We start from the raw sequence: 25,245 nt of genomic DNA, 5'->3' as shown, positions 1-25,245 counted from the left end.
GGCTCATCCCACGTTTGCGCTAGTAAACGCCCAAATCCGGCGATCCGTGTGCCCACTATCTGCGGAAGTCAGGACTGAGGGCGCCGGGTCATTTCATCACAGGAGTGCGGCTGACGTTTGCGCGAACGAGAAAATACCGGCGGCTGCTCTCAATTGAACGCGAGCCAGCCGGGCAGCGCGCGTTCATGGGAATCGCATAGCACCTGGCGGGTATCGCAGTTTCCCTTCGGCGCTCCGGAGCCGGCCCACATCCCCCCGGTATCACGGCGCAGCACGATCGCCGATGACCCGCCACCGTCGAGCAGGATCGCGGTATCACTGCCCAGACCGCGGAACAAGTCTTGCATATTGTCCGGCGTGTAGCTGCCGCCTTGGAATACATACATCTCGTCTTTCGCGGCCGAATAGCCGATGGCGGTTCGGGCCGCACTGGGCCCGCCGTCGTTGAGCTGCCCGGTGTCGCCGGGAGACAATAGCCCGATCCCGCTCACCGCTACAAACCGTGCGCCCTTGTCCACCAGGCCCTGGATGACGGGACTGGCGGCGTCGTAATCGGTCTTGCTTTTGGGCCGCACCACATATGGCGCGCCGTCGGCGGGCAAGATCATCGTTGCCAGCGCGCTCCAGTGGCCATCCCCGCCGGTGAGTGCTTGTTTGCCGGCGTAGGCGATGGTACCGGTGACCGCCTGGTTGGCCCGGCCTTGGCCGCGGGTGTTGTCGACGTAAGCGCCCACGGGTGAGCTGCAGCCCGTCTGTCGCCACGAGCCACCCTTCTGGGGGCGCACGTCGAAGAAGTTGGCATTGATGGCGATCGTCGGCTGCCCCAACACCTGCCAGGCCTGCAGTGGGGGATAGGTCTCCGAAGCCTGCCATAGCCCTTCGGATGTACGCGCGCCCGGGTTGTGTTCGCAGCGTGCCTGGTAACCGGTATGGGTATCTACCAGCAGGTGCGGTGAAAGTCGTTGTGACGCTGCCTTGATGATCATGAGATGGCCGCCGTTGTTCATGTCATACCAGTTACCGTCGGCGTTGCGCATGGGTGTGGGATGACCGGGGCCGAAGTTGTAGACCAGGTACGAGCCGCGCGTGGTGGCGATGGCCGTTGCCAGTTGGTCACGCCCTTCGGCGCGGGCGAGTGGCTGCCCCGCGGTGGCTCCCAGCGCAGCCCACAGCATCATCGCTGCGCAGCACGTCATCAGCCGACGGAAGCCGGCGGCACGACGCGGCGCGGCGCAGGCGCAGACACCCATACAACAACCACAACATCAGCCACGCAGGCAACAGCGTTGATTTGAGTAACGGTCTCGTGACGTTTTGGCGACCGAGCAATTACCTTTAGCTGCAGGGGCTTTCCCCGGCTAGCCAACAACCGCTGCCGACCAGGCGAAAACTTGCGCGATCGCCGGCCACTAACCGCCCAGTGCGGCGTTCATCTCCCAGACCAGGATTTCCGACGGCGCGCTGGCCGTTATCCGCCGGCCGTCGGCGGCGGTGAACCGCACGGCGTCACCCTCGGCAAGGTCGCCGGCACCGTCCACGTCTTCCCAGCCTTCCAAGACGAGTCGCCCACGCGCGACGAACAGGTGCACATAGGGAGCCGCCGGCAAGTCGACTTCTTTGCCGGGGTCCAGCCGTGCGCAGAGCAGCGCGGCGTTTCGGTTGTGGATCGCAATGGCGGCGTCTCGACCGGGTATTCCCGACGCGATAGGCGCCAACGCGTTGCGCAACACCTCGGTATCGAATTGGTGCTGTTGGTAGCTCGGAGCGATCCCAGTATCATCCGGGACAACCCACATTTGCACGAAACGCACTGGTTGCGTGGCCGACGCGTTCTTTTCGGAGTGCTGGATGCCGGTTCCTGCCGACATCAGCTGAGCCAGGCCGGAATTGATCACCCCGCGATTTCCGGCGGAATCTTGATGCACCAATGAACCCTGCAACACCCAGGTCGTGATCTCCATGTCGCGATGGGCGTGGGTGTCAAATCCTGCTGCTGGCGCGACGATGTCGTCGTTGTTCACCAGCAACACCCCATGGTGGGTATTGCGCGGGTCGTAGTGATCGCCGAACGAGAAGGAATGCCTGGAGATCAGCCAGGGGGTTTTGGTGATGGCCCGGTCCGCGGCGCGCCGGACCTCGACGACGGCGGGCATGGTTACAGCCTAAGCCCGAGTCCGAGCACCTTCGGCGGGGATCCTCTTGCACAAGTTCACCGTCGGGATCCTGGCCCCCGGCGTCCCGCGCCCGGCGAAGGCAGAACCATCCTCGGGTGGGGACAGTCGCGACAAACGGTCTACGCTGCCCTTGATGACGACCAGCCGGCGGGAACGGGCCTTCGCGGGTGCGGGTGGCGTGCGCATCGTCTATGACGTCTGGGAGCCCGACACGACGCCAAACGCTGTGGTTGTGCTGTCTCACGGTCTCGGTGAGCATGCCCGCCGCTACGACCACGTCGCGCAGCGGTTTGGCGAGAGCGGGCTGGTGACCTACGCGCTTGACCACCGCGGACACGGCCGCTCGGGCGGTAAGCGCGTGGCGCTGAGGGATTTGTCCGAATACACCCGGGATTTCGCCACCCTCGTCGGCGTCGCCACCAAGGAATATCCCGGCCTCACGTGTGTTGTGCTGGGACACAGCATGGGTGGCGGCGTTGTCTTCGCCTACGGCGTCGAACACCCTGATAATTACGACCTGATGGTGCTGTCGGGACCGGCGGTGGCGACACCGGCCTTCGTGCCGGCACTGCTGGCAATCACCGTCAAGGCCATGGGCGTTGTCGCGCCGAGGCTGCCGGTGCAGGAACTCGACGTCAGCGCGATATCCCGCGATCCCGCGGTGGTCACCGCGTACGAAACCGATCCGCTGGTACACCACGGCAAGGTTCCCGCCGGTATCGCCCGCGCGCTGCTGCGGCTCGGCGAGGGCATGCCCCGGTGGGCGGCGGCTTTGGGCGCGCCACTGCTGGTGGTGCACGGTTCCGAGGATCGGCTGGTGCCGGTCGAGGGCAGCCGCCGCCTGGTCGAATGTGTGGGAGCCTCCGACGTCGAGCTGAAGGTCTATCCGGGGCTCTACCACGAGGTCTTCAACGAGCCGGAGCGCCACCGGGTGCTCGATGACGTCGTCTCCTGGATCACCGCACGGTTGTGAGTATGGCGGTGCCCGGAAATGTCGTACCGCTGCTTTAGATTGGCGCTATGACTGATGAGAAGATGCTGGCCCGTATCGCCGCCTTGCTACGCCAGGCCGAAGGGACCGACAACCCGCATGAAGCCGAGGCGTTCATGGCGGCGGCGCAACGACTGGCCACGGCGACATCCATCGATTTGGCGGTGGCCCGATCGCATGCCGCCCAGCGTTCGGCCGCGCAGACGCCGATCCAGCGGACCATCACCATCGGGCCGGCGGGAACCAAGGGGTTGCGCACATACGTGCAGTTGTTCGTGCTGATCGCCGCGGCCAACGACGTCCGCTGCGACGTAGCGTCGAATTCGACATTTGTCTACGCCTACGGCTTCGCCGAGGACATCGACGTCAGCCACGCCCTGTACGCCAGCCTCGTGGTGCAGATGGTGCGGGCGTCGGACGCCTATATCGCCAGCGGGGCTCACCGTCCCACACCGGCGATCACCGCCCGGCTGAACTTCCAGTTGGCTTTCGGGGCCCGGATTGGTCAGCGGCTGGCCGAGGCCCGAGAGCAGACCCGGCGAGCGGCCGAGGGGGATCGCGATCATGCGCCGGGAACAGCTATCGCACTGCGGAACAAGGAAATCGAACTGCGTGACTATTATCGCAGTGCCTCGAAGGCGCGCGGCATCTGGCGAGCCAGCAGGGCCTCAGCCGGGTACTCGTCGGCGGCTCGGCGGGCCGGCGATCGAGCCGGCAGGCGCGCACGTCTTGGGAACAATCCGGAGCTCTCGGCGGCCTGTGCTGCGCTGGACCGGTAGGCACGCGCATGGACGCTGGGAGGTCCTCAGCCCGAGATGTCCAGCGGTCCAGGGTCTATGCGGCCGAGGGGTTCGTTCGGACCTTGTTTGACCGTGCGGCCGAGCACGGTTCACCCGCTGTGGAGTTCTTTGGCACGCCGTTGACGCTGCCACCGGAGGCGCGGTTCGGCTCGATTTCCTCGGTGCAGCGCTACGTCGACGACGTGTTAGGGTTGCCCGCGGTACGCCGCCGTTGGCCTGCGCCACCACCGCTGACGGTGCGGGCACGACGGGCCGCCACCGCGGCACACTACGAAAGCCGCGAGGGCACTGGGATTATCGCAGTGCCCGACCGGGATAGTGCCGACTGGGCGATGCGCGAGCTGGTAGTGCTCCATGAAATTGCGCATCACCTGTGCGGCGCGCAACCGGCGCACGGGCCGGAGTTCGTGGCGACGATGTGTACCCTGTCCGAGCTGGTGATGGGGCCGGAACTTGGGTACGTGTTGCGCGTCGTGTACGCCCAGGAAGGCGTTCGATTAGCGGTGAGCGGGTGAATTCCCGGCGCCGGCCGTGGTCATCACTAGCCGCATGCGCCGATGACCATGCCGGGCACGATCCAGGGGCACGCGCCGCGGGTGTGGATTCGAGCGGGTCGACAGGGGGCCGGCTCGCGGAGGGTGGTAGGCACATCCGCTGCTGTTTGCCGCGGTACGCAAGCACCCATCGACACGAGTCACGGGCTTGCCAAGGCTTTTGACAAGCCCGTGAATGCGCGCCGGATCGGTTGTTAGCTGACGGGAACCATTTCACTGCCGCAGGTGCATCGATACGAGGCGCCAGCGCCGGGGCAGTGGCATTCGTCCTCGATGCGCACCTTACAGCCGCAGCCCTCATGCGCACAGGTCAGCACGGTTCCGGACTCATAGCTTGCCATTGACGTCACCCCTTATCTGTAGGGACCGGTGATCACTTGGTGTGGGGACCGGTGATCACTTGATTACTCATTGGCGTCCTCGACCAGCCGGACGGCCGATTAAAGCATATACCCCGTATGGGTATAAAGTCACCACCTTGTGCCGTCGGCACGGTTCCGTGACGGGCTCCTCCCGGCCGGCGCGGGGCGTGCCGTCGTGTCGCTCGGGCCCTGCGGGCCCGCATCGTCGCCGGGCTGGGTGTGATGGCCCGGCTCCTTTTCGGGCCCTGCGGGCCCGCATCGTCGCCGGGCTGGGTGTGATGGCCCGGCTCCTTTTCGGGCCCTGCGGGCCCGCATCGTCGCCGGGCTAATGTGGGCTGCATGAGCCGGGAGCCAACCGCAGCGGACGTTGACGCGTTTTTGGACCACACCCTGGTGGGCGACGATCCGACGTGGTCGGCGGTGCTGGCAGCCAGCGATGCCGCCGGGCTGCCGCGGATCGCCGTCTCGCCCCAGCAGGGCAAATTCCTGTGCTTGTTGGCCGGCGCCATGCAGGCACGCCGCATCCTCGAGATCGGCACCCTGGGTGGCTTCAGCACCATCTGGCTGGCACGCGGCGCCGGGGCAGACGGGCGGGTGGTGACGCTGGAATACGAGCCCAGGCACGCGGCGGTGGCGCGCGCCAACCTGGCTCGGGCCGGCGTCGGCGACCGGGTGGAGGTGGTGGTTGGCGCCGCCTTGGACACCTTGCCCGCGGTGACCGGCGGACCCTTTGATCTGGTATTCATCGACGCCGACAAGGAAAACTATCCCGCATATGTGGAATGGGCCGTGCGGCTCACGCACCCCGGCTCGGTTATCGTGATAGACAACGTCATTCGCGACGGGGAGGTTTTAAACCCACCCGCCGAGAGCCGAGAAGCGCAGGCGACGCGCCAAACACTGCAGCTGCTGGGGGAGCATCCGCAGCTGGACACGACCGTGATCCAGACGGTCGGCGCCAAGGGGTGGGATGGGTTTGCATTCGCTTTGGTGAAATAGCGTGGCCAGCGGTGTCATCCGCAGGGCAGCAGATCCGTGGCCGCCTGCACGGCCACGGTGATCTCACCGGTCCCAGCGCCATTTGCCGGCGATGCGATCAACCTGGATCCCCGGCATTTCGGGGAGCGGCGCCAGCGGCCTGAAGCGGACGAGGGGCGACCGCCGTCGTAGCAAGCTGCCGGCGTCGAGACGGCCGAGCACTGACTGCGCACGGCTGCCCGCGTTCACAGCGACAGCGACGGGAAGCGTCGTGACCCTCCCATCACGGCAGCACCACCGTTGCGTGGCGCGGCCGACGCGGCCCGAGCCGCAGCCCGCGCGTCATCCGGTTTGGAGTTTGCTGGGCGCTACCAGCCCGAGCGTTACAACGCGGCACGCCCCGGCGACCGTGCCGGCCACTGCCGCATCGGCCGGCCCGCCTCCCATACCGGCTTGCCCCCGCGGAGTATCGCTGTGGGGGTGATCCGCGATGCCCATGGCTTACCTCGGTTTCGGCTGGTAATGCTGCGTGCCGGAGGGCGCGGGGAGGGCATCACCGCGGATGCGACGGTGGCTGCGGCGAGGGGTGTAATCGGTCCGGCGCCGAGGCTACGGGTTTTCGGCCGCGCCGGGGGCGATACTCGCCTACTCGTCGTTGCTGGCATCACGATAACGGGCGTAATCTTGGACCGGATAGAGGGGTTGCGGTAAGCCCAAAAGGCTTGCGGTATAACAGAAAGGTCACAAAATGAGCACGGTACATCCATCAATCGAACAGCACCCCGATTTGTTGGCTCTGCGGGCCGGTTATGAGCGCGCAGCCGAGTCGATGACCGCGCAGTTCACCTTCGGCCTGGCCCTGCTGACCGGGCTGTACACGGCGTTGTCGCCGTGGATCGTGGGATTTGCCACGACGAGGCAGCTAGCGCGCAACGATCTGATCGTCGGGATCGCGGTCGCGGTGCTGGCGTACGGGTTCGCGGCGGCCCTGGACCGTACCCACGGCATGACCTGGACGTTGCCGGTTTTCGGTGTCTGGCTCATGATCTCGCCGTGGGCGGTACACGGCGTCCACCCGACTGCCGGCATGATCTGGTCGAATGTGATCGCCGGGGCGCTGCTGGGCTGCCTGGGTATCACCGCCGTGTACTTCGGCATGCGCGCCCGGAGCTCCGCAGCCAAGCGGGAGTAGAACCGCAGCAGGCTCCATAACGCTCTCGATAACGCCGATGCCGACTCGCCTTGCCCGGGCCGGTCTTCCCGGTCCGGGCAGGGGCGGGTTGCTGCAACTGCGACAGGGCTCGTTTAACCGCAGACCGCCCCGATCGCTGCAGAACCTACCAGCTTGACATACTTGGCCAGCACGCCGGTGGTGTACCGGGGTGGCAGCGGCGTGAAACCTGAACGACGGGAAGCGAACTCGTCGGTATCGACGAGCACGTCCAGGGTTCCGTTGACGACATCCAGCCGGACCCGGTCACCGTCGCGCACGAACGCGATCGGACCGCCGTCGGCCGCCTCCGGAGCCACGTGTCCCACACAGGGGCCGGTGGTTCCCCCGGAGAACCGGCCGTCGGTCAATAGCAGCACATCTTTGCCCAGGCCAGCGCCCTTGATTGCGCCGGTGATGGCGAGCATCTCGCGCATTCCGGGGCCGCCCTTGGGGCCCTCGTAGCGGATCACCACCGCGTCGCCCTTGGTGATAGTTCCATCCTCCAGAGCGTCCAGTGCGGCCCGTTCTCGGTCGAAAACCCTCGCAGTGCCCTCGAATACATCAGAGTCCAGGCCAGCGGTCTTGACCACCGCGCCCTCCGGGGCGAGCGATCCGTGCAGGATGGCGATCCCACCAGTCCGGTGCAGTGGATTCTCCAGCGCGCGAACCACCTTCCCGTCCGGGTCGGGGGGGGCGATGGCGGCGAGGTTCTCGGCCATGGTCGCACCGGTTACCGTCAGGCAGTCACCGTGCAGCAGGCCGGCGTCCAGCAGCGCCTTCATGATCACCGGAACACCGCCCACGCGGTCGACGTCGAACATCACGTGGCGGCCGAACGGCTTGACGTCGGCAAGGTGGGGAACTCGCGCCCCGATGCGGCTGAAATCCTCCAGCGACAGCTTGACGTTTGCCTCATAGGCGATGGCCAGCAGGTGCAGCACCGCGTTGGTGGAGCCGCCCAACGCCATCACCACCGCAATCGCGTTCTCGAATGCCTCTTTGGTGAGGATGTCACGCGCGGTGATGCCGCGGCGCAGCAGTTCGACGACGGCCTGGCCGCTGCGGCGCGCGAAACCGTCGCGTCGCCGATCAGTGGCCGGCGGCGATGCGCTGCCCGGCAGCGACATGCCCAGGGCTTCAGCGGCACTGGCCATGGTGTTGGCGGTGTACATGCCGCCGCACGCGCCCTCGCCGGGGCAGACGGCCCGCTCGATGGCGTCGACGTCTTCGCGCCGCATCAGGCCCCGCGCACAGGCGCCCACCGCCTCGAAGGCGTCGATGATGGTGACCTCGCGCATGCTGCCGTCGGACAGCTTGGCCCAGCCGGGCAGAATCGTGCCCGCGTACAGGAAGACCGCCGCCAGGTCCAGCCGTGCGGCCGCCATCAGCATCCCGGGCAGCGACTTGTCGCAACCGGCCAGCAGCACCGAGCCGTCGAGCCGTTCGGCCTGCATCACGGTCTCGACGCTGTCGGCGATCAACTCCCGCGACGGCAGCGAAAAGTGCATGCCCTCGTGGCCCATCGAGATGCCGTCGGACACCGAAATCGTCCCGAACTCAAGGGGGTAGCCGCCCGCGGCGAATACCCCATCCTTCGCGGCTTTGGCCAGCCGATCCAACGACAGGTTGCACGGGGTGATCTCATTCCAGGATGACGCCACCCCGATCTGTGGCCTGGTGAAGTCGTCATCGCCCATCCCGACCGCCCGCAACATTCCGCGGGCGGCGGTTTTCTCCAGGCCGTCGGTGACGTCTCGGCTGCGTGGTTTGATGTCAGCGGCCTTGCGCGTCTCGGGTGTTTCGACCATCGTCCAAGTATGCGCGCTGCGCTATGCTCTCCAAAATCGGCGCAAATACCCGGTGGGGGTATCCAGGACGGAGGTGGCCCATGACGGCTGGTAGACCCGGCATCGCCGAAGCGCCGGCGGCGCCGAGAGCAACGCCGAAGACGCTAGGAGGAAAGGTGACACGCGCACACGGGTATTCGCAGCGGAAGGACGACTATGCCAAGCGGTTGCGCCGCATCGAGGGCCAAGTGCGTGGCATCGCGCGGATGATTGAGGAGGACCAATACTGCATCGACGTGCTCACCCAGATCAGCGCGGTGAACAGCGCGTTGCGGTCGGTGGCGCTGAACCTGCTCGACGAGCATTTGGGCCACTGCGTCACCCGCGCGGTGATCGCCGGGGGTGACGAGGCCAGCGTGAAGCTTGCCGAGGCTTCTGCGGCCATCGCACGACTCGTTCGCTCCTGATGTACGCGGACACACCGACCGCGTGATTGAGTAGTGGCCGTGGGGCCAGCCCGAGCGGTAGGAGCAGCGCGATCGCGCCGGCGGGCGGTCGACGCCGCGCCGCTCGGGCCCGTCGGCGAAACCCGGCCCGGTCGCACCTGGACACCGCGGATCGCCGCGCAGCTGACCGTGCTGGCCGCGGCGACCTTCATTTATGTCACTGCGGAAATCTTGCCGGTGGGCGCGTTACCCGCGATCGCGCGCGATCTGCGCGTCAGCGTGCCGGTGGTGGGCACCTTGCTCGCCTGGTATGCCCTGGTCGCGGCGCTGACGACGATCCCGTTGGTGCGCTGGACCGCGCACTGGCCGCGGCGCCGGGCATTGCTGTTGTCCCTGGTGTGTCTCACCATTTCCCAGCTGATCTCGGCACTGGCGCGCGATTTCGCGGTGCTGGCCGGTGGGCGGGCACTGTGCGCGATCACCCATGGCCTGCTGTTGTCGGTGGTTGCCCCGATCGCCACCAGGCTGGTGCCTGCCAGCCACTCCGGACGCGCGACGACCGCGATCTACGCGGGTATCAGCCTGGCCGTGGTGGCGGGCAGCCCGCTTACCGCGGCGCTGAGCCTGTCGTGGGGCTGGCGGCCGACGGTCGCCGCCGTCACCGTGGTTGCCGCGAGCGTGACCCTGGCGGCGTGGGCGGTGCTACCGCCGCTGGCGCTGAGCGCCGACCAGCTCGTGCGCGTCGGGGCCCGCGCACACCATCACCGCAACCTGCGGCTGGTCACCGTGAGCCTGCTGACGTTGATCGCGGTGACCGGTCACTACATCGCCTACACCTATATCGTGGTGATCATTCGCGACGTCGTGGGGGTGCGCGGACCGAACGTGGCCTGGCTGCTTGCCGCCTACGGCGTCGCCGGCCTGGCGGCGATGCCGCTGGTGGCCCGGCCGGTGGACCGCCACCCCAGGGCGACCGTCATCGTCTGCATGGCCGGCATTTCGGGGGCCTTCGTCGTGCTGAGCGCCCTGGCCTTCGGCGCGCGGCCGACCACCGTGACAGCCCTGGCCGGCGCCGGCGCTTTCGTGCTGTGGGGCGCGGCGGCCAACGCCGGGTCACCGATGCTGCAGGCCGCGGCGATGCGCGCCGGCGCCGACGATCCGGACGGCGCATCGGGCCTGTACATGGCCGCGTTCCAGGTTGGCATCATGGCCGGTTCGCTGGCCGGGGGGCTGCTCTACCAGCACAGCGTTCCGTTGATGCTGGTCGCATCGGCGATTCTGGTGGGGGTGGCGCTGGCCGGGACGATGGCGAGCCGGCACATGTTCGACGTCCCCGTCGTTAGCGAACGCCGGTAACGCCCATGCCGGAGGCGCCCGGCAGGCCTCAGGCGCGCCGCATACGGCGGTTTTGCCGGAAAAATCGGGGCGCTGCCGGGATGCGCGGCGGCAGAAACGACGACCGGCCTTGGCGCTGTGCGACACTGGGCGCAGTAGGTGACTGGAGGTATGCAGAGGTATGCAGATGTCGCGATCGACGAGGGGGACGCTTCTCGCGGCTCTCAGCACGGCCGGCCTGGCGCTCGGGCTGACATTGGTCAGCGGGCCGGCCACGGCCGACCCCGACCAGCCGCTCCCCGGTGAGCCGTCGGCGGCGGACGCCCCACCCGCGGGCCCGCCGGCGCCGGCACCTGACCCGTCGGAAAGCTCTCCGGCGCCCCTCCAGGCTGCCGCGGCGCCCGTGGGCCCCGTCGCCGGACAAAACCCGGCGCCCTTCGTCGGCGAGCCACCGTTTCTGCCGCCGACGTTCAACCCGGTCAACGGCTCGACGGTCGGGGTGGCCCAGCCGATCATCATCAACTTTCAGCGGCCCATCGCAGACCGGCCGATGGCCGAGCAGGCGATTCACATCTCGTCGGACCCGCCGGTTCCCGGCAAGTTCTACTGGCTGACCCCGACCCAGGTGCGGTGGCGTCCGTTCAGCTTCTGGCCGGCCAACACCGTGGTCAAAATCGATGCGGCCGGCACCACGTCGAGTTTCCGGACCGGGGACGCGCTGGTGGCGACCGCCGACGATGCGACCCATCAGCTGACCGTCACCCGCAACGGGAAGGTGGAGAAAACCATCCCCATGTCGATGGGCATGGCGGCGGGCAACCATCAAACCCCCAACGGCATTTACTACGTTCAAGAGAAGATGCCGACGGTGGTGATGGACTCCTCGACATACGGGGTTCCGGTCGACTCCGCTTGGGGCTATAAGGTGACGGTTACCGATGCCGTCCGCTTCGACAACAGCGGCGATTTCGTGCACAGCGCGCCATGGTCGGTGTCGGATCAGGGCTACCGCGACGTCAGCCATGGCTGCATCAACATCAGCCCCTCCAACGCGAAGTGGTTCTACGACAACTTCGGTGCCGGTGACCCCATCGTGGTGAAGAACTCCGTGGGCACCTATTCGAAAAACGACGGATCCAACGACTGGCAGATGTGACCCGCTAACACCGCGCCGAGGGTGCGACCAGCGGTCATGTTAGCCGGGCAATGCGCCGCTGGTTGCACGTTCGGCGACGGCTAGTTCCAAATCTTGACCCGCCGCTGTGGCTCCAGGTAGAGCCGGTCGCCTGGGCTGACACCAAAGGCGTCATAGAAGGCGTCGATGTTGCGGATCACGCCGTTGCACCGGAATTCCGGCGGCGCGTGCGGATCCACCGCCAGCCGGCGGATCGCCTCAGCCGCACGTGATTTGGCGCGCCACACCTGGGCCCAGCCGAAGAACACCCGCTGCACCCCACTCAGGCCGTCGATAACCGGGGCCGGCCGGCCGCCCAGCGACACCTGGTAGGCCAGCAGCGCGATGGACAACCCGCCCAGGTCCCCGATGTTCTCCCCTACCGTGAACGCACCTTGGACATGAGGCGGGTCGGGTTGGCCCACAAGGTCTCTGGGGATGTAGGCGTCGTACTGCTCGATGAGCGCCTTGGTGCGGGCGGCGAACTCGGCGCGGTCCTCCTCGGTCCACCAGTCGACCAGGTTGCCGTCCCCGTCGAATTTGGCACCCTGGTCGTCGAAGCCGTGGCCGATCTCGTGGCCGATCACCGCTCCGATACCGCCGTAGTTGGCGGCGTCATCCGCCTCGGGATCGAAGAAGGGTGGTTGCAAAATCGCTGCCGGGAAAACGATTTCGTTCATCCCCGGGTTGTAGTAGGCATTGACCGTCTGCGGGGTCATAAACCACTCGTCGCGATCGACGGGTCCGCCGAGCTTGGCCAGCTCGCGATCGTAGTTGACCGCGTAGCCGCGTTGGTAGTTGCCGTACAGGTCGCCGCGGTCGATCACCAGCGTGGAGTAGTCCCGCCACTTCCTCGGGTAGCCGACCTTGGCGGTGAACTTGTCCAGCTTGGCCAGCGCCCGCTCCCGGGTCTGCGGCGTCATCCAGTCCAGAGCGCCGATGCTGATCCGGTAGGCCTTGAGCAGGTTGTCCACCAGGGCGTCGATGCGGGCTTTGGCGTGGGGCGGGAAATGCCGCGCGACGTAAAGCCTTCCGACGGCATCGCCCATCAGCCGCTCCACCAGGGACACGCCCCGCTTCCAGCGCTCGCGGATCTGCTCGGCGCCGGTGAGCAGCCGGCCGTAGAACGCGAAGTCCTCGGCGACCAAATCGCTGGTCAACCATGCGGCGCGGGCGTGGATCACCCGCCAGCGCGCCCAGTGTTTCCAGTCGTCGAGGTGTTCGCTGCCCCACAGCCGGGCGAACGCGCTCAGGTAGTCGGGCTGGCGCGCCACCAGCTCCGCGGCCGACTCCGGCGAACTGCCCAGCGCATGCACCCAGCCGGCCCAGTCGAAACCCACCGCCGCGGCCTGCAGCTCTGCAAAAGTACGCAGGTTGTAGGCGAGATCGGCGTCGCGACGCTTGACGACGTCCCAGTGCGCGGCCGCGATCTTGGTCTCCAGCGCCACGATCCGCGCCGCGGTGTGGGCGTGGTCCGCGGGCGCTCCCCCATACACCAGGGCGAACATCCGGGCGATGTGACCCGGGTAGGCCGCCAGCACGTCGGCGTGCTGCTCGTCGCGGTAGTAGGACTCGTCGGGCAAGCCGATGCCGGACTGGGTGAGGTTGACGAGATAGCGCGTTGAGTCCTTGGCATCGGTGTCGACGTACACCCCGACGCCGCCGCCGACCCCGGCGCGTTGCAGCACGCCCATGACCGTCGCCAGGCCGGCGGGATCGGCGGCGGCGTCGATCAGGGCTAACTCGTCGAGCAGCGGCTGCACACCCCGGCGCTCGACGGTGTCTTCGTCGAGGAAGCTGGCGTACAAGTCGCCGATGCGCTGCTCATCGGTTCCCGCCGGCGCCGCGGTTTCGCTGGCCTCGGTAAGCAGATCCCGTACGTGGGCTTCGGCGCGGTCGAACAGGGCCCGGAAGGCGCCGTCGGTCGCGCGGTCGGCGGGTATGGCGTAGTCCGCCAGCCAGCGGCCATTGACGTGCCCGAACAAGTCGTCTTGGGGGCGGATGTCAGCGTCGAGATGGCTCAGGTCGATACCGGATCGCAGGGCTGGTGCCGTCACGTCGCCATCCTCGCATGTGCGGCGGCGCGGGCACCGCCGCGGTGGTCGCCGCCGGGGTCGAAACCACTGCCCGGGGCCGGGTACCCTCACGGCCATGCCAGAGACGGGGCCCACCGAGTCACCGGACGACCGCGACGCCGTTGCGCCCCCGAACGGCCGGGTCTTCTCGGCCTATGGAATCGCGTCTGCCGCTTTGGGAGTGCTGTCGGCCGGGGCGGTCGCGCTGGCCGTGGTCATCTGGCTGGCGCACCGGGACGACGTCGGCGAGCGCCATTACCAGAGCCGGGTGCTGCGGACCGCCGCCGAGTGGACGGGCGTGCTGATCAATATGAACACCGACAACGTCGACGCCAGCCTGCGGCGCTTGCACGACGAAACCGTCGGCGAGCTCAACGTCGATTTCGATGCCGTGATGGCGCCCTACCGGCAGGTGGTGCAGCGGCTGAAGGCGCGCAGCACCGGCCGCATCGAGGCGGTGGCGATCGAATCGGTGCGCCGCGATCCGGGCGCCCAGCCGGACACCGGCCGGCCCACCTCGGATCCGCTGCCGCGCGCGCTCGCCACCCGCACCGACACCGTCATGGTGGTCGCCACATCGGTCGCCGAAAACGCCGGCGGTAAGCCACAGACGGTGCGCTGGAATCTGCGCCTGGACGTCTCCGATGTCGACGGCAAACTGATGATCTCGCGGGTCGGGTCCATCCGATGAGAAACCTGTGGCGGGTAGTGGCGTTCGACCTCGCGGCACCACTGGGCGCCGTCGCCGCGCTGCTGATGATTGGCGTGGTCCTCGGCTGGCCGCGGTGGTGGGTGGCGGTGTGCTCGGTGCTGGTGCTGCTGATCGTGGAGGGCATGGTAGTCAACTTCCTGCTGTTGCGCCGTGATTCGGTGACCCTCGGCACCGATGACGATGCACCCGGGCTGCGCCTGGCGGTCGTCGCGGTTTGCGCGGCCGCCCTGGTGGCGGCGGTGTGGACCGGGTATAGCCGCTGGTCGATACCCGACCGCGAGCTGAAGAGCGACTCGCAAGAGGTCGTGCGGATCGCCTCCGGTATGGCCGAGGCGACGGCGACGTTCTCCCCACACGATCCGATGGCCTCCATCGACCGGGCTGCGGCACTGATGGCTCCGGAGCAGGCGACCGCATTCAAAGACCAATTCGCCAAGTCCACGGCGGATCTCGCCCACCGCGATGTCACCGCGCAGGCGCAGACGCTGGCCGCCGGCGTGGAGGCGATCGGGCCGTCGGCGGCCAGTGTGGCGGTGATCCTGCGCTCCACCCAGGACACGCCGGGCCAGCAGCCCAGCCGGGCGGTGCTGGCGCTGCGGGTGGCACTGACCAAACGCAGCGGCCACTGGCTGGTCCTCGACGTGTCGCCGATCAATACCCGTTAGTGACCCGTTGATGGCGAACGCTAAACCGGCCGAACGCTAAACCGCCGAACGCTAACCGGCCACGCTGACCGGGCCAGCGACGCTGCGCGCCGATCAGCTCAGGCGTCGCCGCCGGAACGGCGGGACCTGACTTTGACGAATCGGTCGGACAGGCGACGCATCCGGATCATCAGCGACGCCGATGGGCTGACTTCGGCGTTGAGGTAAGCGGCCAACTCTTCCGGGAGCACGCCGATACGAGACGCGAACTCCTGCTGGCCCAAGCCGGATCGTGCCATCAGCAGCCGCACATGGCGGGCCACCTCCGCGCGTTCGTCGGCCTCCAGGTGGGCGCGGGCGCGCTCGAGCACCTCCTGCAGCGCCTTGGAAATGCCGTACGGCCGGCTGCCTTCCAGGATCTCCTCGACTTGGCGGGCGGTCCGCCCGTAGGGGTCGCGTTTAAGGGCCGCGGCGATGTGTTTCCAGGTCGTGATGTCCCCGCCGTCCAACGCCGAGCGGATAGCGGCCGTCGACCAGAGTTCGACGGGCTGGCTGGCATCGCCCGGTGGTGGGGCGCTGGATGGGTGGGGCATCGCTTCAACGGGTGGGCCCGCCGGCGGCGGCTGAGCACCCGGCGAGGGCCGCCGGTCCGCCGCAGACGGCCGGGGGAGGGACCCGGAGCGCCGGTCCGCCGCCAACGTCACCTCACCTCGCCTCCTCCAGCATCGCCACGGCCACCGATAGGCAGCGCCGCCTGACTTCCTCCCAGTCTGCCGCGTCCGAGGGGGACCACGGCTCATCATCGACCGCAGACGGATGTGGATCCGCGAGCCGGCGAACCAGTTGGGTGGCGATCCATCGCTGCCGGGATGGTTGACAACCGTAATACCTATCCATTCCGGCCAGCACCGCCGCGGCGGTTTCGGGTTCCACCGCATCAACCAACTCGGCAAATTCCGCATAGTCACGGCTGCTGTTGCGGCACATGATCAGGTAGGCCTTGAATCGCAGCGTTTCGGCGCAGGTCGGGATCTGTAACCGATCACCGGTGGGCAGCTGGACGTTGGTGGTTTCCACCGGACTGCGCCGCGTGTACGCCGGGACCGCAACGCCCGGACCGGCAGCCCCGGTCTGCAGCGCGTCGAGGGCGACGGATAGCCGTCCCCGCCACAGGGTGACCGGATGAAGCGGCCCGACGGTCCGCGGATTGGCACGACCATTGCGGTGCGGCAAACCACCGACGAGCTTTCTGGCCAGATAATGGCCGTCGCCGGTCGCCGCCTGGGCCAGCGCTGTCCGCTGTGTCGGGGACTCGTCGCCGCTGGTGACCCGGCGTTGCGGATCCCCGCGGGGTAGGCAGCCGGTGAAGGCCAGCGGGTCGGCCACGCTGACGGTGTCCGGAGCCAGGCGCGTGAACTTGGCTGCCGATTTGAGTACCGCCCGCAGGTCGGATCCGGGCACCGCCGCCGCGGGGATGTCGTCGGGGATGACGGTGACACCGCAAAGATCGACTTCAGGCAGTGGCCGTTCGAAGTCCACGGAGGGCAGAACGCGGGCCAGCCAGCGGGGCAGCCACCAGTTCCACTGGGCGAACATCGCCATCAGGGCAGGGACCAGCACCAGCCGCACCACGGTGGCGTCTACCGCGATCGCGATGGCGTTCGCGACCCCTAGCTCGGCGACCAGCGGCATGCCGGCGAACGCGAAGCCGATGAACACCGCGATCATGATCAACGCCGCACTGGTGATGGTGCGCGCGCTGGTGCTTACACCGCAGGCGACCGCGTCGCGGGTGTTCCCGGTTTGCAGGAAGCGTTCCCGGATGCGGGTCAGCAGGAAGATCTCGTAGTCCATCGACAAACCGAAGGTCAGCGCCAGCACCAGCGGCGGGATCGTGCTGTCGATCGAGCCGGTGGGCGTGAATCCGAGCTTTTCCAGCCAGCCCCACTGAAACACCATCACCAGGCCGCCGTAGGCGGCGGCCACCGACAGCGCGGTCATGAGGACACCCTTGAACGCCAAGAACACCGAACGAATGGAAATCAGCAACATCACGAACGCGATCGACGCGACGAAAGCCAGCACCAGGGGCTGGGTTTTCGACACCCGCTCGTCGAAGTCTTTGATCAGCGCGGTCGGGCCGCCCACGTCCACCCGCGCCGACCCGATGCCGGCCACCTGGGGTAGATGCGCTCGCATCCAGTCGACGGTTTGCCGGGCGCGCAGGTCCTCGGGATCCACCGATAGCACCGCATTCAGCAGCGCGCTGCCGTTATCGTCGGCGAACAGCGGCGGCGGCACCGCGGCGATGTTGGGAGCGCGACCCATTTCGTGGCGGATCGCGCTGAGTGCCCGGCGGTGCGCGGCGGAGGACGCATCGGCGTGGGGAAACGTCACCAGCACGTGAACCGGCCCGAGTGCTCCGGGCCCGAGCGCTTGGGCCGCCGCGGCCGCCCCGGCGCGGATTTCGTGTGACGAGTCGAACTGCCGCAGCAGGCTGTTGCCCAGCGACATCGACAACGCCGGAGCCGCCATGGCAATCAAAAATGCCGACGCTATCAGCGCGGACGCCCAGGGGCGGTGCATCACCCCGCCTACCCAGCGGGCCCAAAAGCGCGACTGGGTGCTCTCCGGGCGCCGCGACCAGCGCAGCATCGCCGCCCTCTTGGCGGTCGCGCGGCCGAACGTCGCCAGCACCGCCGGGGTCAGGGTTGCCGAGGTCAGCATCGCGACCGTGACCGCGAGAATCGCGCCGGTAGCCATCGACGCCAACGCCGGGGTGTCGATCAGGTAGATGCCGGTGAGTGAAGCGATGACGGTCATCCCGGACAACACCACCGCAAGCCCGGAGGTCGCCATCGCCGCGTCTACGGCCTCCTGCGGCTGGCGCCCGACGCGCAGCTCCTCGCGGAAGCGCATCAAAATGAACAGGGAGTAGTCGACGGCGAGCGCAATTCCGAACATCGACACCGTCGAGCTCACGAACACCGACATCGTGACGTAGGTCGACAGCCGGTAGACCAAGCCCATGGTGATCACCACCGTGCAGACACCAAGGGCCAGCGGTATTGCCGCTGCGGCAAGCGAGCCGAAGACCGCAAGCAGGACGATCAGGATGATCGGCAGGTTCCACCGTTCCGCCTCGGCGATGTCGTGTTTGGTGTTCGCCGCCGCGGCCGCGCTGAGCGCGCCCTGCCCGACCACATACAGCCGCACCCGCCCGTTGCCGATCTGTCCGGGCCGATCACCGTTAACGCCGATCTTTTGGCGAAGCCTTTTAGCGGCGTCGCTGGCGCTGGCGCTGGCGGACGTCAACCGCAGCGGCACCACGTAGGGCCGGTCGGGCTGTGGGGCCGGCTGGGGCGGGCCAGCCACCACCGACAGCCCGGGGACCTCGCCGGCGACCCGCTTCAGCAGCTCGACGGCGGTGGCCATGTCCTGGTAGCTGGCATCGGCACGGGGCGCCGCTACCAGCGCCAGCGGCGAAGCCCCCTGCTCGGGGTAATGCTCCTCGAGCTGGTCGTGGACCCGCAGTGACTGCGACCCGGTCACCTCGAAACCGCCGCCGGTGAGGTGGCCCGCCTGGGTGATCGCCAGATAGATCGCCGGCACCAACGCCAGCACCCACGCGGTGAAGACCAGCCAGCGAAGTTTACGCAGCTTGCCGCTGAGGTGCATCATGAACTGTTGGATTTTCGGTCTCCCCCTCCGGCCTTCTTCGGCGTTTTCCGGTGTTACGTGCCAGCGAGCCTACCGCAGCGTGGGGTGCAGCAACCCGGCTTTTCGGTCGCTGAACTGCTACGACTCGACAGCGACGGGCCAGCCGCGACGACGGGCACACCCAGGAACGACCGTCGCCGCCGATAGTGGCGATCGCACCGCCGAGCATGGCAGGATGACGCATGGTCGGTCGCGGGGTTGGAGATCGGCTGCCGATGAAGCTTACCGGCGACGAGACCCGCCGCGTAGCGTCGGGCGGGTGACCGGGAGATCCGACCACCGCCGTTTGCCGAGCACCGACATTTGTCATCATTTGTCATCCGTGAGGAGTTATCGATGAAGACGAGCGCTGCGTTGCTGGGTATCCTGATCGCCGCGGGGCTGGGTGGCGGCGCAGCCGGTGCTCTCACCGGGCCGGCGGTGCGCGCGGCATCCGATCCCTGCGCCGCCAGCGAGGTCGCGAAAACAGCCGGCGCGGTCGCCAAGTCGACGGGTGACTATCTGGACTCGCATCCGGAGACCAACCAGGCGATGACCGCCATCTTGCGCCAGCCCGCCGGTGCGCCATCCGTTACTTTGCTGAAGAACTACTTCGACGCCAACCCCAAGGTGGCGACCGATCTGCAGACGATCTCCCAGCCACTGACCGGCCTGTCCGCGCAGTGCAACCTGGCGATCACGATACCGCAGGTGCTCGGCTTCATGCAGGCGGCCCAAGGCCAGGGCGGGGCACCCGGTTTGTCACCCGGCTTGTCCGGTCCGGCCGCTGCACCGCAGCCGGCGACCGGGACCCCGGTTAGCGCGCCCGGGGCGCCCAAGCCCCCGGCCCCGCCGGTACCGGCGGGGCCCCTTCCAGGCCCCCCGCCGACGGCGCCGGCCGTTAGCGGCTAGACCCATCCGCGGCCAGGCCGAGGGGCCAGCGGTGCGGCCGTTTACTCCGGCGTCATCGGCTACTTCGGCGTCGTCGTCGGGCCCAAACCGCCGTTTTCGGTGTCGGGCTCGGCCTCGTTGGCGGTGCGGAACATGACGAAGAACACCACCCAGCCGATAGCCGCGATGAGCAACCAACTGATCGCCCGATAGATCAGCATGGCCGAAACGGCGTCCGGTAGGGACATGCCGCTAGACACCAGGCCGGGCACCAGCACCGCCTCGACGACCAGCAGGCCACCCGGCATCAGCGGGATCGTGCCGACCGCGCGGGCGGCCGCGTAGGCGACCGTCAACCCGGCCACCGAGGCGTTACCGCCGGCGGCGTACGCGGCGAAGCCGAGGCAGGCGACATCGGCGCCCCAATTGAAAAGCGACCAGCTAAACGCCGCCGTCAAGTCGCGGCGGTTCAGGGTGACCGACTCCAGCTGGGCAAGCGTCTCGCGCCATTTGTCCACACCGGTGCCGGGTGCTTTGCCGCGAATGGAGTTGGCCCACGACAGGACGCGCACCCCGATTCCGTCGATCAGCTCGGGCCGCGACGCCACCGCCTGAGCCAGCAGCAGCAATGCACCAAAGCCACCGAGCGTGAACAGCAGCGAGAACGGGTTGTTCTTCGCGCCGAGGAAAAAGGCCCCGCCCAGGCCGAGCACCGCCAGGCCGGCGGCCTGCAACACCCCCGACATCACCAGCTGCCACGAGGCCACCAACGTCGAAGCCCCCCACATCCGTTGCTGCCGAAGCAGAAACGTTGCCGACAGCACCGGCCCGCCCGGCAGCGTGGTGCTCAGCGAGTTAGCGGCGTAGTAGGCGGCTTCCGACCGCCATTGCTTGACCCGCACTCCGGCAGATTTCAGTAGCGTGCGCTGGATTTGGGCGAAGCTGTGCATCGAGGCGCCCGCCGCCAGTCCCGCGGCGACCAGCCACCACCAATTGGCCGAGAAGAGACTCGTCCACGCCTTGGCCAGCTGGTCCCATACCAGCGCAATCTCCACCGCGAGCACGGTGGCCACAACGCCAAGGGTGACCCACCGGATCCACCAGTATCTGCCGCGGGCAGCCTCCTCGTGCTGACGGCGGACGTTACGGGCCGGTGCGTCAAAGGGCACGTGGTTTAGGGTAGCCGTGCCGGTGCCGCCACAAGCGCTTTCGCGGCCGGCGGTCGTGTCGCTTGCCGTTGGCCGGCGCAGCGGGCGGACGCCGGGGAACCGCAAGATTACGCTTACCGCATGCCGGCGAGCCGCGACGACGACTCGGTTGAGCCCATAGTTCGCAAAACCGCGGCCTGGGCTTGGCGCTTGTTGGTGATCCTGGTCGCGCTGGTGGTATTCCTGTGGGCCGTCGAGCGGCTGGAAATCATCGTCGTTCCGGTGTTGCTGGCGTTGATATTGTCGGCGCTGCTGGTGCCGGCGGTGGACTGGCTGCACCGGCGGGGCGCGCCGCGCGGCGCAGCGGTGACCCTGGTCTTGCTCGGTGGCGTCGCGGTGGTCGGCGGCATCCTGGCGTTTGTCATCAGTCAGTTCGTCATCGGTCTGCCCGCCCTGGTTGCCGAGGTGACCCGCAGCATCGAGACCACCCGCCGGTGGCTGATCCACGGTCCGCTGCATTTGAGCCGCCAGCAGATTGACAACGCGGGCAACGCGGCGATCGAGGCGCTCCGTCACAATCAGGCCAAGATCACCAGCGGCGCGGTGTCCACGGCGGCCACCATCACCGAAATGGTCACCGCCTCGTTGCTGATGGTGTTTACGCTGATCTTCTTCCTCTACGACGGCCGGAACATCTGGCACTACGCCACCAGGATCTTCCCGGTCAGCGTCCGTGAGCGGGTGCGTGCGGCGGGCCGTGCGGGATTCGGGACGCTCATCGGTTACGTGCGGGCCACCTTCCTGGTGGCGCTGGTGGACGCGGCGGGCGTCGGCACCGGCCTGGCAATCATGGGTGTGCCGCTGGCCCTGCCGTTAGCCTCGGTGGTGTTCCTCGGCGCCTTCATCCCGCTGGTCGGCGCCGTGATCAGCGGGTTTCTGGCCGTCGTGGTGGCCCTGCTCGCGAAGGGATTCCTATACGCGCTGATCACGCTGGGTTTGCTCATCGGGGTGAACCAACTGGAGGCGCACGTTCTGCAACCGCTGGTCATGGGGCGAGCGGTGTCGATCCATCCCCTGGCAGTGGTGTTGGCGATCTCGTCGGGTGGTGTGCTCGCCGGAGTCGTCGGCGCTTTGCTGGCCGTTCCGACGGTCGCGTTCTTCAACAACGCCTTCCAGGTTTTGCTGGCGTCGCGGCCATCCGCTGAAACTGCGATACGCGGCGCCGGGCTGGTCACCCTTGAGGAGCAACCAGACAGCGCGGAACCCGACCCCCAGCGGCACGACGGCTCCGGCCCGGTTCGCTAAACCCATCCTTCCCGGCGCAGCAGATCCTGGGCGCTGAGACCCCCGCCGCGGCGGGGGCGGGCGCTCTCAACCTCGACGCTGTCGTCGCCGCGTCCGCAGGTGCGGAGTTTTTCGGTGGACGGTTCGGGGTCGTCGGCGCCCGCTCGCGAGACCGGACGGGCGGGAGCGGACCCGGGTGCGCGCCCGGCTGCGTTGCCGTCGGGATTCGCCGAAACCGGCATGGCGCGGGTCTGATCCTCCGATGGCGCTACCGGCCCGGCGCTACCCGGCCCGCGAATGTCAGTGGGTCGAGCACCGCGCTCGGGGTTATTGCGCAGCTCGCCGAGCCACGATTCGATGTCGCGGTCGCCCCCGTGAGCGGGCGGTACGCCCGGCGGCGATTCGGTGTCAGGCCTACCCCGGGTGGCCGGCGGCGTGTTCGGCGCGGCGTTCTCGGGTCTGAGAAAACGCGTCGTCGGCTGCGCAGCTTCCTTCCCGCCGGCCGGCCTGCGGGTGATGCTCGCGCCAGACCCGGGCGGGGCGGTCTGCATGGGCGGTCGGCGCGCGGGAGGGCGCTCGGCGCGCGCCGCGCCCGGCCGGGAAGGATTGTCTGGTGGGCGCTGCGCCGTGCCACCGGATCCGCGCGCGGCGACGGGAGACCGTTCAACCCCGGGGATGACCGCGGGTCGCAGCTTGCGCTCGGCGGGCAGGTGGATCTCGCCGAGCCCAATGCGGGTCTGCAGGCGTTTCATCCAGCGCGGCGCCCACCAACAGTCGTCGCCGAGCAGCTTCATCACCGACGGCACCAAAAACATCCGTACCACCGTGGCATCCAGCAGCAAAGCCGCGATCAACCCGAACGCCAAGTACTTCATCATCACCAGATCGGAGAACACGAACGCTCCGGCAACCACCGCCAGAATCAGGGCGGCGGCGGTGATGATGCGCCCAGTGGTCGCGGTGCCGACCCGGATGGCCTCGGCGGTGGACATGCCACGCTCTCGCGTTTCGACCATCCGGGAGACCAGGAACACCTCGTAGTCGGTGGCCAACCCGTAACCCACCGCGATGACCAGACCAATCACCGGCGCCGTCAATGGTGTCGGCGTGAAATTCAGCAGCGTGGAGAAGTGCCCGTCGACGAAGATCCAGGTCAATATGCCCAGCGTGGATCCCAGCGTGAGCGCGCTCATCACCGCGGCTTTCACCGGCAGCACCACCGATCCGAACGCCAGGAACATCAACACCGTGGTGGTGCTGATCAGAATCACCAGCATCAACGGCAGCTTCGCGAACAGCACGTGAATGCTGTCCTGCTCCAGTGCCGGGGTACCGCCGACCCACACGGTGACCCCCTTGGGGGGCGTGATAGCGCGTAACTCGCGGATCTTCTTCGCCGCGTCGTTGCGGTTGATCAAGCCGTTTTGGATGACCCGAACCGACGGGTTTTTCGACGCGCCCGGCGCGTATGGGCGCTCCTGCCACATCTGCGCCGGATCGTGGTTGGGGTCGGTAAACCCGCTGATCGCCATCGCTTGGTTGCGAACGTCGGCGATCTGGCGGGGGGTGACCGGCTTATGGTTGATGGTCTGGATCACCAGCGTCAGCGGTTCGGTGCGGTAGCCGGGGAAGAGCTTGTCGAACTCTTCCTGCGCCTGGCGTACCGGGTTGCCCGGCGGCAGATACTTTTCGCTGATACCCCCCAGGCGCAAATTGCCCAGCGGGATGATCAGCACAACCATGGCGATGACAATCGGGACGGCGAACACCAAGGGACGCTTCATGACGCGGTTGACCAGCTTGCCCCAGAAGCCGGCCTCTACCTCTTCGCGTGTCTTGGTTCGCTGCAGGAGGTCGGCAAGCCAGTTCAGATACCCGCGGGAGACCTTCCAGTTCGCCAGGAACGGCACCCGGAGCAGTGTTCGAACGCCCAGCGCGTCCACGTGGCCGCCCAGCACCCCGAGGCAAGCCGGCAGCACCGTAATGGACAGCACCGCCGAGAGCATCACCGATGCGACCATGGCGTAGGTCAGCGACCTCAGGAAGCCCTGCGGGAAGAGCAGCAGCCCGCTTGCCGAGGCCACGATGATCACGGCCGAGAACGTCACCGTGCGCCCGGCCGTCATAACGGCGCGGCGCACCGCGGCCGCGGTGTCATAGCCCTCGGCGATTTCCTCACGGAACCGGCTCACCACGAAAAGCCCGTAATCGATGGCCAGACCGAGGCCGACCAACGTCACCACCGGCTGGGCGAAATAGTGCACCGGGCCGAACAGGGCGACGCACCGCATGATGCCCAGCGCGCCCGCGATGGCAAGGCCACCGACCATCACCGGCAGCGCTGCGGCGATCACCCCCCCGAAGACAAAGAACAGCACCACCGCCACCAACGGCAGCGCGAGGACTTCGGCTCGCTGCTGGTCTTTGGCGATCGTGCCGGTCAACGCGTTGGCCACCGGCTCCAGGCCGGCGAGTTTGACCTTGCCGTCATCGAGCTTCTGCAGGTCCGGCGCGACGGCCTTGTAGTTGTTGAGGATGGTGTCGTCGTCATCGCCTTTGAGCGGGATGCTGACGAACGTGTACTTCTTATCCGGGGTCACCATGCCCTGAACTGCCGGGCTCGTCGAGTCGGGTGCCCGCAGATAGCCGACCCATCCGAGGACCTGCTTGGGGTGATCCTTCTGGAACCGGTTGAGCTCGGCGACGATCTTCTTCGACCATGCCGGGTCGGTGACGGTCTTGCCCTTGGGCGCGCGGAAGATCGCCACGATGTGACCGGTCCGGTCGCGGCCGTAGACCTCGTCGGCCAACTTCGAGGCCTTCACCGACTGGCTGGCGTCGTCATAGAACCCGCTTTGGGTGACGTGCTTGCCAAGACTCATCCCGAAGATGCCGCCGCCGAGGCACAGCGCCACCATGACCCCGATCACGATGAACCGGTACCGGTAGACAATTCGACCCAACCAGGCGAACACGTA

At 67.6% G+C, this 25,245-nt stretch carries 21 protein-coding genes; 12 read left to right on the top strand and 9 right to left on the bottom strand.

The window, feature by feature from the left end:
• Positions 1-149 precede the first annotated feature (149 nt).
• Positions 150-1,250: a phosphodiester glycosidase family protein gene (locus tag MSM1_RS05625; protein ID WP_213440568.1), complete on the bottom strand. Its 1,101-nt coding sequence runs from the start codon at positions 1,248-1,250 to the stop codon at positions 150-152.
• A 159-nt stretch (positions 1,251-1,409) separates the two neighbouring features.
• Positions 1,410-2,153 carry a pirin-like bicupin family protein gene (locus MSM1_RS05620; RefSeq protein WP_213440567.1) on the bottom strand — a complete coding sequence of 248 codons (744 nt, stop codon included), beginning with the start codon at positions 2,151-2,153 and terminating at the stop codon, positions 1,410-1,412.
• A 154-nt stretch (positions 2,154-2,307) separates the two neighbouring features.
• Here MSM1_RS05620 and MSM1_RS05615 point away from each other — a divergent pair, with 154 nt between their 5' ends.
• Genes MSM1_RS05615 through MSM1_RS05605 form a run of 3 tightly spaced genes read left to right on the top strand, consistent with a single transcriptional unit; the run spans position 2,308 to position 4,480 of the window.
• The gene (locus tag MSM1_RS05615; RefSeq protein ID WP_213440566.1) at positions 2,308-3,147 is read left to right on the top strand and encodes an alpha/beta hydrolase; all 840 of its coding nucleotides are present in this window, start codon (positions 2,308-2,310) and stop codon (positions 3,145-3,147) included.
• Positions 3,148-3,194: 47 nt separating this feature from the next.
• Positions 3,195-3,944, top strand: coding sequence for a DUF2786 domain-containing protein (locus MSM1_RS05610; RefSeq protein WP_213440565.1), 750 nt, complete (start codon positions 3,195-3,197; stop codon positions 3,942-3,944).
• Between the two features lie 8 nt (positions 3,945-3,952).
• On the top strand, positions 3,953-4,480 hold the full coding sequence (locus MSM1_RS05605; RefSeq protein ID WP_213440564.1) for a TIGR04338 family metallohydrolase: 528 nt from the start codon (positions 3,953-3,955) through the stop codon (positions 4,478-4,480).
• A gap of 233 nt (positions 4,481-4,713) precedes the next feature.
• Here the strand turns inward: MSM1_RS05605 and MSM1_RS21545 are convergent, their stop codons facing one another.
• On the bottom strand, positions 4,714-4,860 hold the full coding sequence (locus MSM1_RS21545; protein ID WP_236054757.1) for a metallothionein: 147 nt from the start codon (positions 4,858-4,860) through the stop codon (positions 4,714-4,716).
• A gap of 360 nt (positions 4,861-5,220) precedes the next feature.
• On the opposite strand from MSM1_RS21545, the gene MSM1_RS05600 reads away from it, so the two are divergent.
• Entirely contained in the window at positions 5,221-5,880 is a 660-nt protein-coding gene (locus MSM1_RS05600) for an O-methyltransferase (RefSeq protein ID WP_213440563.1), read from the top strand.
• 727 nt (positions 5,881-6,607) lie between these two features.
• Complete coding sequence (locus tag MSM1_RS05595) at positions 6,608-7,051, top strand: SPW repeat protein (protein WP_213440562.1); 444 nt, start codon at positions 6,608-6,610, stop codon at positions 7,049-7,051.
• Positions 7,052-7,164: 113 nt separating this feature from the next.
• On the opposite strand, the gene ilvD is transcribed toward MSM1_RS05595, so the two are convergent.
• Positions 7,165-8,880 (bottom strand): dihydroxy-acid dehydratase, encoded by a 1,716-nt coding sequence (gene ilvD, locus MSM1_RS05590; protein WP_213440561.1) that lies wholly within the window; start codon positions 8,878-8,880, stop codon positions 7,165-7,167.
• Positions 8,881-9,035: 155 nt separating this feature from the next.
• Between ilvD and MSM1_RS05585 the strand changes: the two genes are divergently transcribed.
• From MSM1_RS05585 to MSM1_RS05575, 3 genes are all read left to right on the top strand, one after another.
• Positions 9,036-9,326, top strand: a complete 291-nt coding sequence (locus MSM1_RS05585; RefSeq protein WP_213441478.1) for a metal-sensitive transcriptional regulator — start codon at positions 9,036-9,038, stop codon at positions 9,324-9,326.
• Between the two features lie 150 nt (positions 9,327-9,476).
• The gene (locus MSM1_RS05580) at positions 9,477-10,661 is read left to right on the top strand and encodes an MFS transporter (protein WP_307857337.1); all 1,185 of its coding nucleotides are present in this window, start codon (positions 9,477-9,479) and stop codon (positions 10,659-10,661) included.
• A gap of 166 nt (positions 10,662-10,827) precedes the next feature.
• A complete protein-coding gene (locus MSM1_RS05575; RefSeq protein WP_213440559.1) occupies positions 10,828-11,796 on the top strand; it encodes an Ig-like domain-containing protein in 969 nt (322 codons plus the stop codon).
• An 80-nt stretch (positions 11,797-11,876) separates the two neighbouring features.
• Here the strand turns inward: MSM1_RS05575 and MSM1_RS05570 are convergent, their stop codons facing one another.
• Positions 11,877-13,871, bottom strand: a complete 1,995-nt coding sequence (locus MSM1_RS05570) for a M13 family metallopeptidase (protein WP_307857289.1) — start codon at positions 13,869-13,871, stop codon at positions 11,877-11,879.
• Positions 13,872-13,965: 94 nt separating this feature from the next.
• Here MSM1_RS05570 and MSM1_RS05565 point away from each other — a divergent pair, with 94 nt between their 5' ends.
• Both MSM1_RS05565 and MSM1_RS05560 read left to right on the top strand, forming a co-directional pair.
• A complete protein-coding gene (locus MSM1_RS05565; RefSeq protein WP_213440557.1) occupies positions 13,966-14,580 on the top strand; it encodes a hypothetical protein in 615 nt (204 codons plus the stop codon).
• Positions 14,577-15,266, top strand: a complete 690-nt coding sequence (locus MSM1_RS05560; protein ID WP_213440556.1) for a hypothetical protein — start codon at positions 14,577-14,579, stop codon at positions 15,264-15,266. Before MSM1_RS05565 ends, MSM1_RS05560 begins: the two co-directional genes overlap by 4 nt.
• Before the next feature lie 98 nt (positions 15,267-15,364).
• Here the strand turns inward: MSM1_RS05560 and MSM1_RS05555 are convergent, their stop codons facing one another.
• Positions 15,365-15,949, bottom strand: coding sequence for a helix-turn-helix domain-containing protein (locus tag MSM1_RS05555; RefSeq protein WP_374101657.1), 585 nt, complete (start codon positions 15,947-15,949; stop codon positions 15,365-15,367).
• A gap of 1 nt (position 15,950) precedes the next feature.
• Positions 15,951-18,926, bottom strand: a complete 2,976-nt coding sequence (locus MSM1_RS05550) for an efflux RND transporter permease subunit (RefSeq protein WP_213440555.1) — start codon at positions 18,924-18,926, stop codon at positions 15,951-15,953.
• A gap of 375 nt (positions 18,927-19,301) precedes the next feature.
• On the opposite strand from MSM1_RS05550, the gene MSM1_RS05545 reads away from it, so the two are divergent.
• Positions 19,302-19,856, top strand: a complete 555-nt coding sequence (locus tag MSM1_RS05545; RefSeq protein WP_213440554.1) for a hemophore — start codon at positions 19,302-19,304, stop codon at positions 19,854-19,856.
• A 59-nt stretch (positions 19,857-19,915) separates the two neighbouring features.
• Here MSM1_RS05545 and MSM1_RS05540 read toward each other — a convergent pair whose 3' ends face one another.
• Positions 19,916-21,004: a YbhN family protein gene (locus tag MSM1_RS05540; RefSeq protein ID WP_213440553.1), complete on the bottom strand. Its 1,089-nt coding sequence runs from the start codon at positions 21,002-21,004 to the stop codon at positions 19,916-19,918.
• A gap of 120 nt (positions 21,005-21,124) precedes the next feature.
• Here MSM1_RS05540 and MSM1_RS05535 point away from each other — a divergent pair, with 120 nt between their 5' ends.
• A complete protein-coding gene (locus MSM1_RS05535; RefSeq protein ID WP_213440552.1) occupies positions 21,125-22,288 on the top strand; it encodes an AI-2E family transporter in 1,164 nt (387 codons plus the stop codon).
• On the opposite strand, the gene MSM1_RS05530 is transcribed toward MSM1_RS05535, so the two are convergent.
• Complete coding sequence (locus MSM1_RS05530) at positions 22,285-25,242, bottom strand: MMPL family transporter (protein ID WP_213440551.1); 2,958 nt, start codon at positions 25,240-25,242, stop codon at positions 22,285-22,287. The genes MSM1_RS05535 and MSM1_RS05530 overlap by 4 nt on opposite strands.
• Between the last annotated feature and the right edge of the window lie 3 nt (positions 25,243-25,245).

Source organism: Mycobacterium sp. SM1 (genome assembly GCF_018361265.1).
GTDB lineage: Bacteria > Actinomycetota > Actinomycetes > Mycobacteriales > Mycobacteriaceae > Mycobacterium.
The sequence above is the reverse complement of the archived record's forward strand: the minus strand, read 5'-3'. Positions and strand labels throughout refer to the sequence as shown.

Coding starts and splice junctions, on each gene's coding strand:
- MSM1_RS05625 (WP_213440568.1), bottom strand. CDS start 1,250: ATGGGTGTCTGCGCCTGCGCCGCGCCGCGTCGTGCCGCCGGCTTCCGT.
- MSM1_RS05620 (WP_213440567.1), bottom strand. CDS start 2,153: ATGCCCGCCGTCGTCGAGGTCCGGCGCGCCGCGGACCGGGCCATCACC.
- MSM1_RS05615 (WP_213440566.1), top strand. CDS start 2,308: ATGACGACCAGCCGGCGGGAACGGGCCTTCGCGGGTGCGGGTGGCGTG.
- MSM1_RS05610 (WP_213440565.1), top strand. CDS start 3,195: ATGACTGATGAGAAGATGCTGGCCCGTATCGCCGCCTTGCTACGCCAG.
- MSM1_RS05605 (WP_213440564.1), top strand. CDS start 3,953: ATGGACGCTGGGAGGTCCTCAGCCCGAGATGTCCAGCGGTCCAGGGTC.
- MSM1_RS21545 (WP_236054757.1), bottom strand. CDS start 4,860: ATGGCAAGCTATGAGTCCGGAACCGTGCTGACCTGTGCGCATGAGGGC.
- MSM1_RS05600 (WP_213440563.1), top strand. CDS start 5,221: ATGAGCCGGGAGCCAACCGCAGCGGACGTTGACGCGTTTTTGGACCAC.
- MSM1_RS05595 (WP_213440562.1), top strand. CDS start 6,608: ATGAGCACGGTACATCCATCAATCGAACAGCACCCCGATTTGTTGGCT.
- ilvD (WP_213440561.1), bottom strand. CDS start 8,880: ATGGTCGAAACACCCGAGACGCGCAAGGCCGCTGACATCAAACCACGC.
- MSM1_RS05575 (WP_213440559.1), top strand. CDS start 10,828: ATGTCGCGATCGACGAGGGGGACGCTTCTCGCGGCTCTCAGCACGGCC.
- MSM1_RS05565 (WP_213440557.1), top strand. CDS start 13,966: ATGCCAGAGACGGGGCCCACCGAGTCACCGGACGACCGCGACGCCGTT.
- MSM1_RS05560 (WP_213440556.1), top strand. CDS start 14,577: ATGAGAAACCTGTGGCGGGTAGTGGCGTTCGACCTCGCGGCACCACTG.
- MSM1_RS05550 (WP_213440555.1), bottom strand. CDS start 18,926: ATGATGCACCTCAGCGGCAAGCTGCGTAAACTTCGCTGGCTGGTCTTC.
- MSM1_RS05545 (WP_213440554.1), top strand. CDS start 19,302: ATGAAGACGAGCGCTGCGTTGCTGGGTATCCTGATCGCCGCGGGGCTG.
- MSM1_RS05535 (WP_213440552.1), top strand. CDS start 21,125: ATGCCGGCGAGCCGCGACGACGACTCGGTTGAGCCCATAGTTCGCAAA.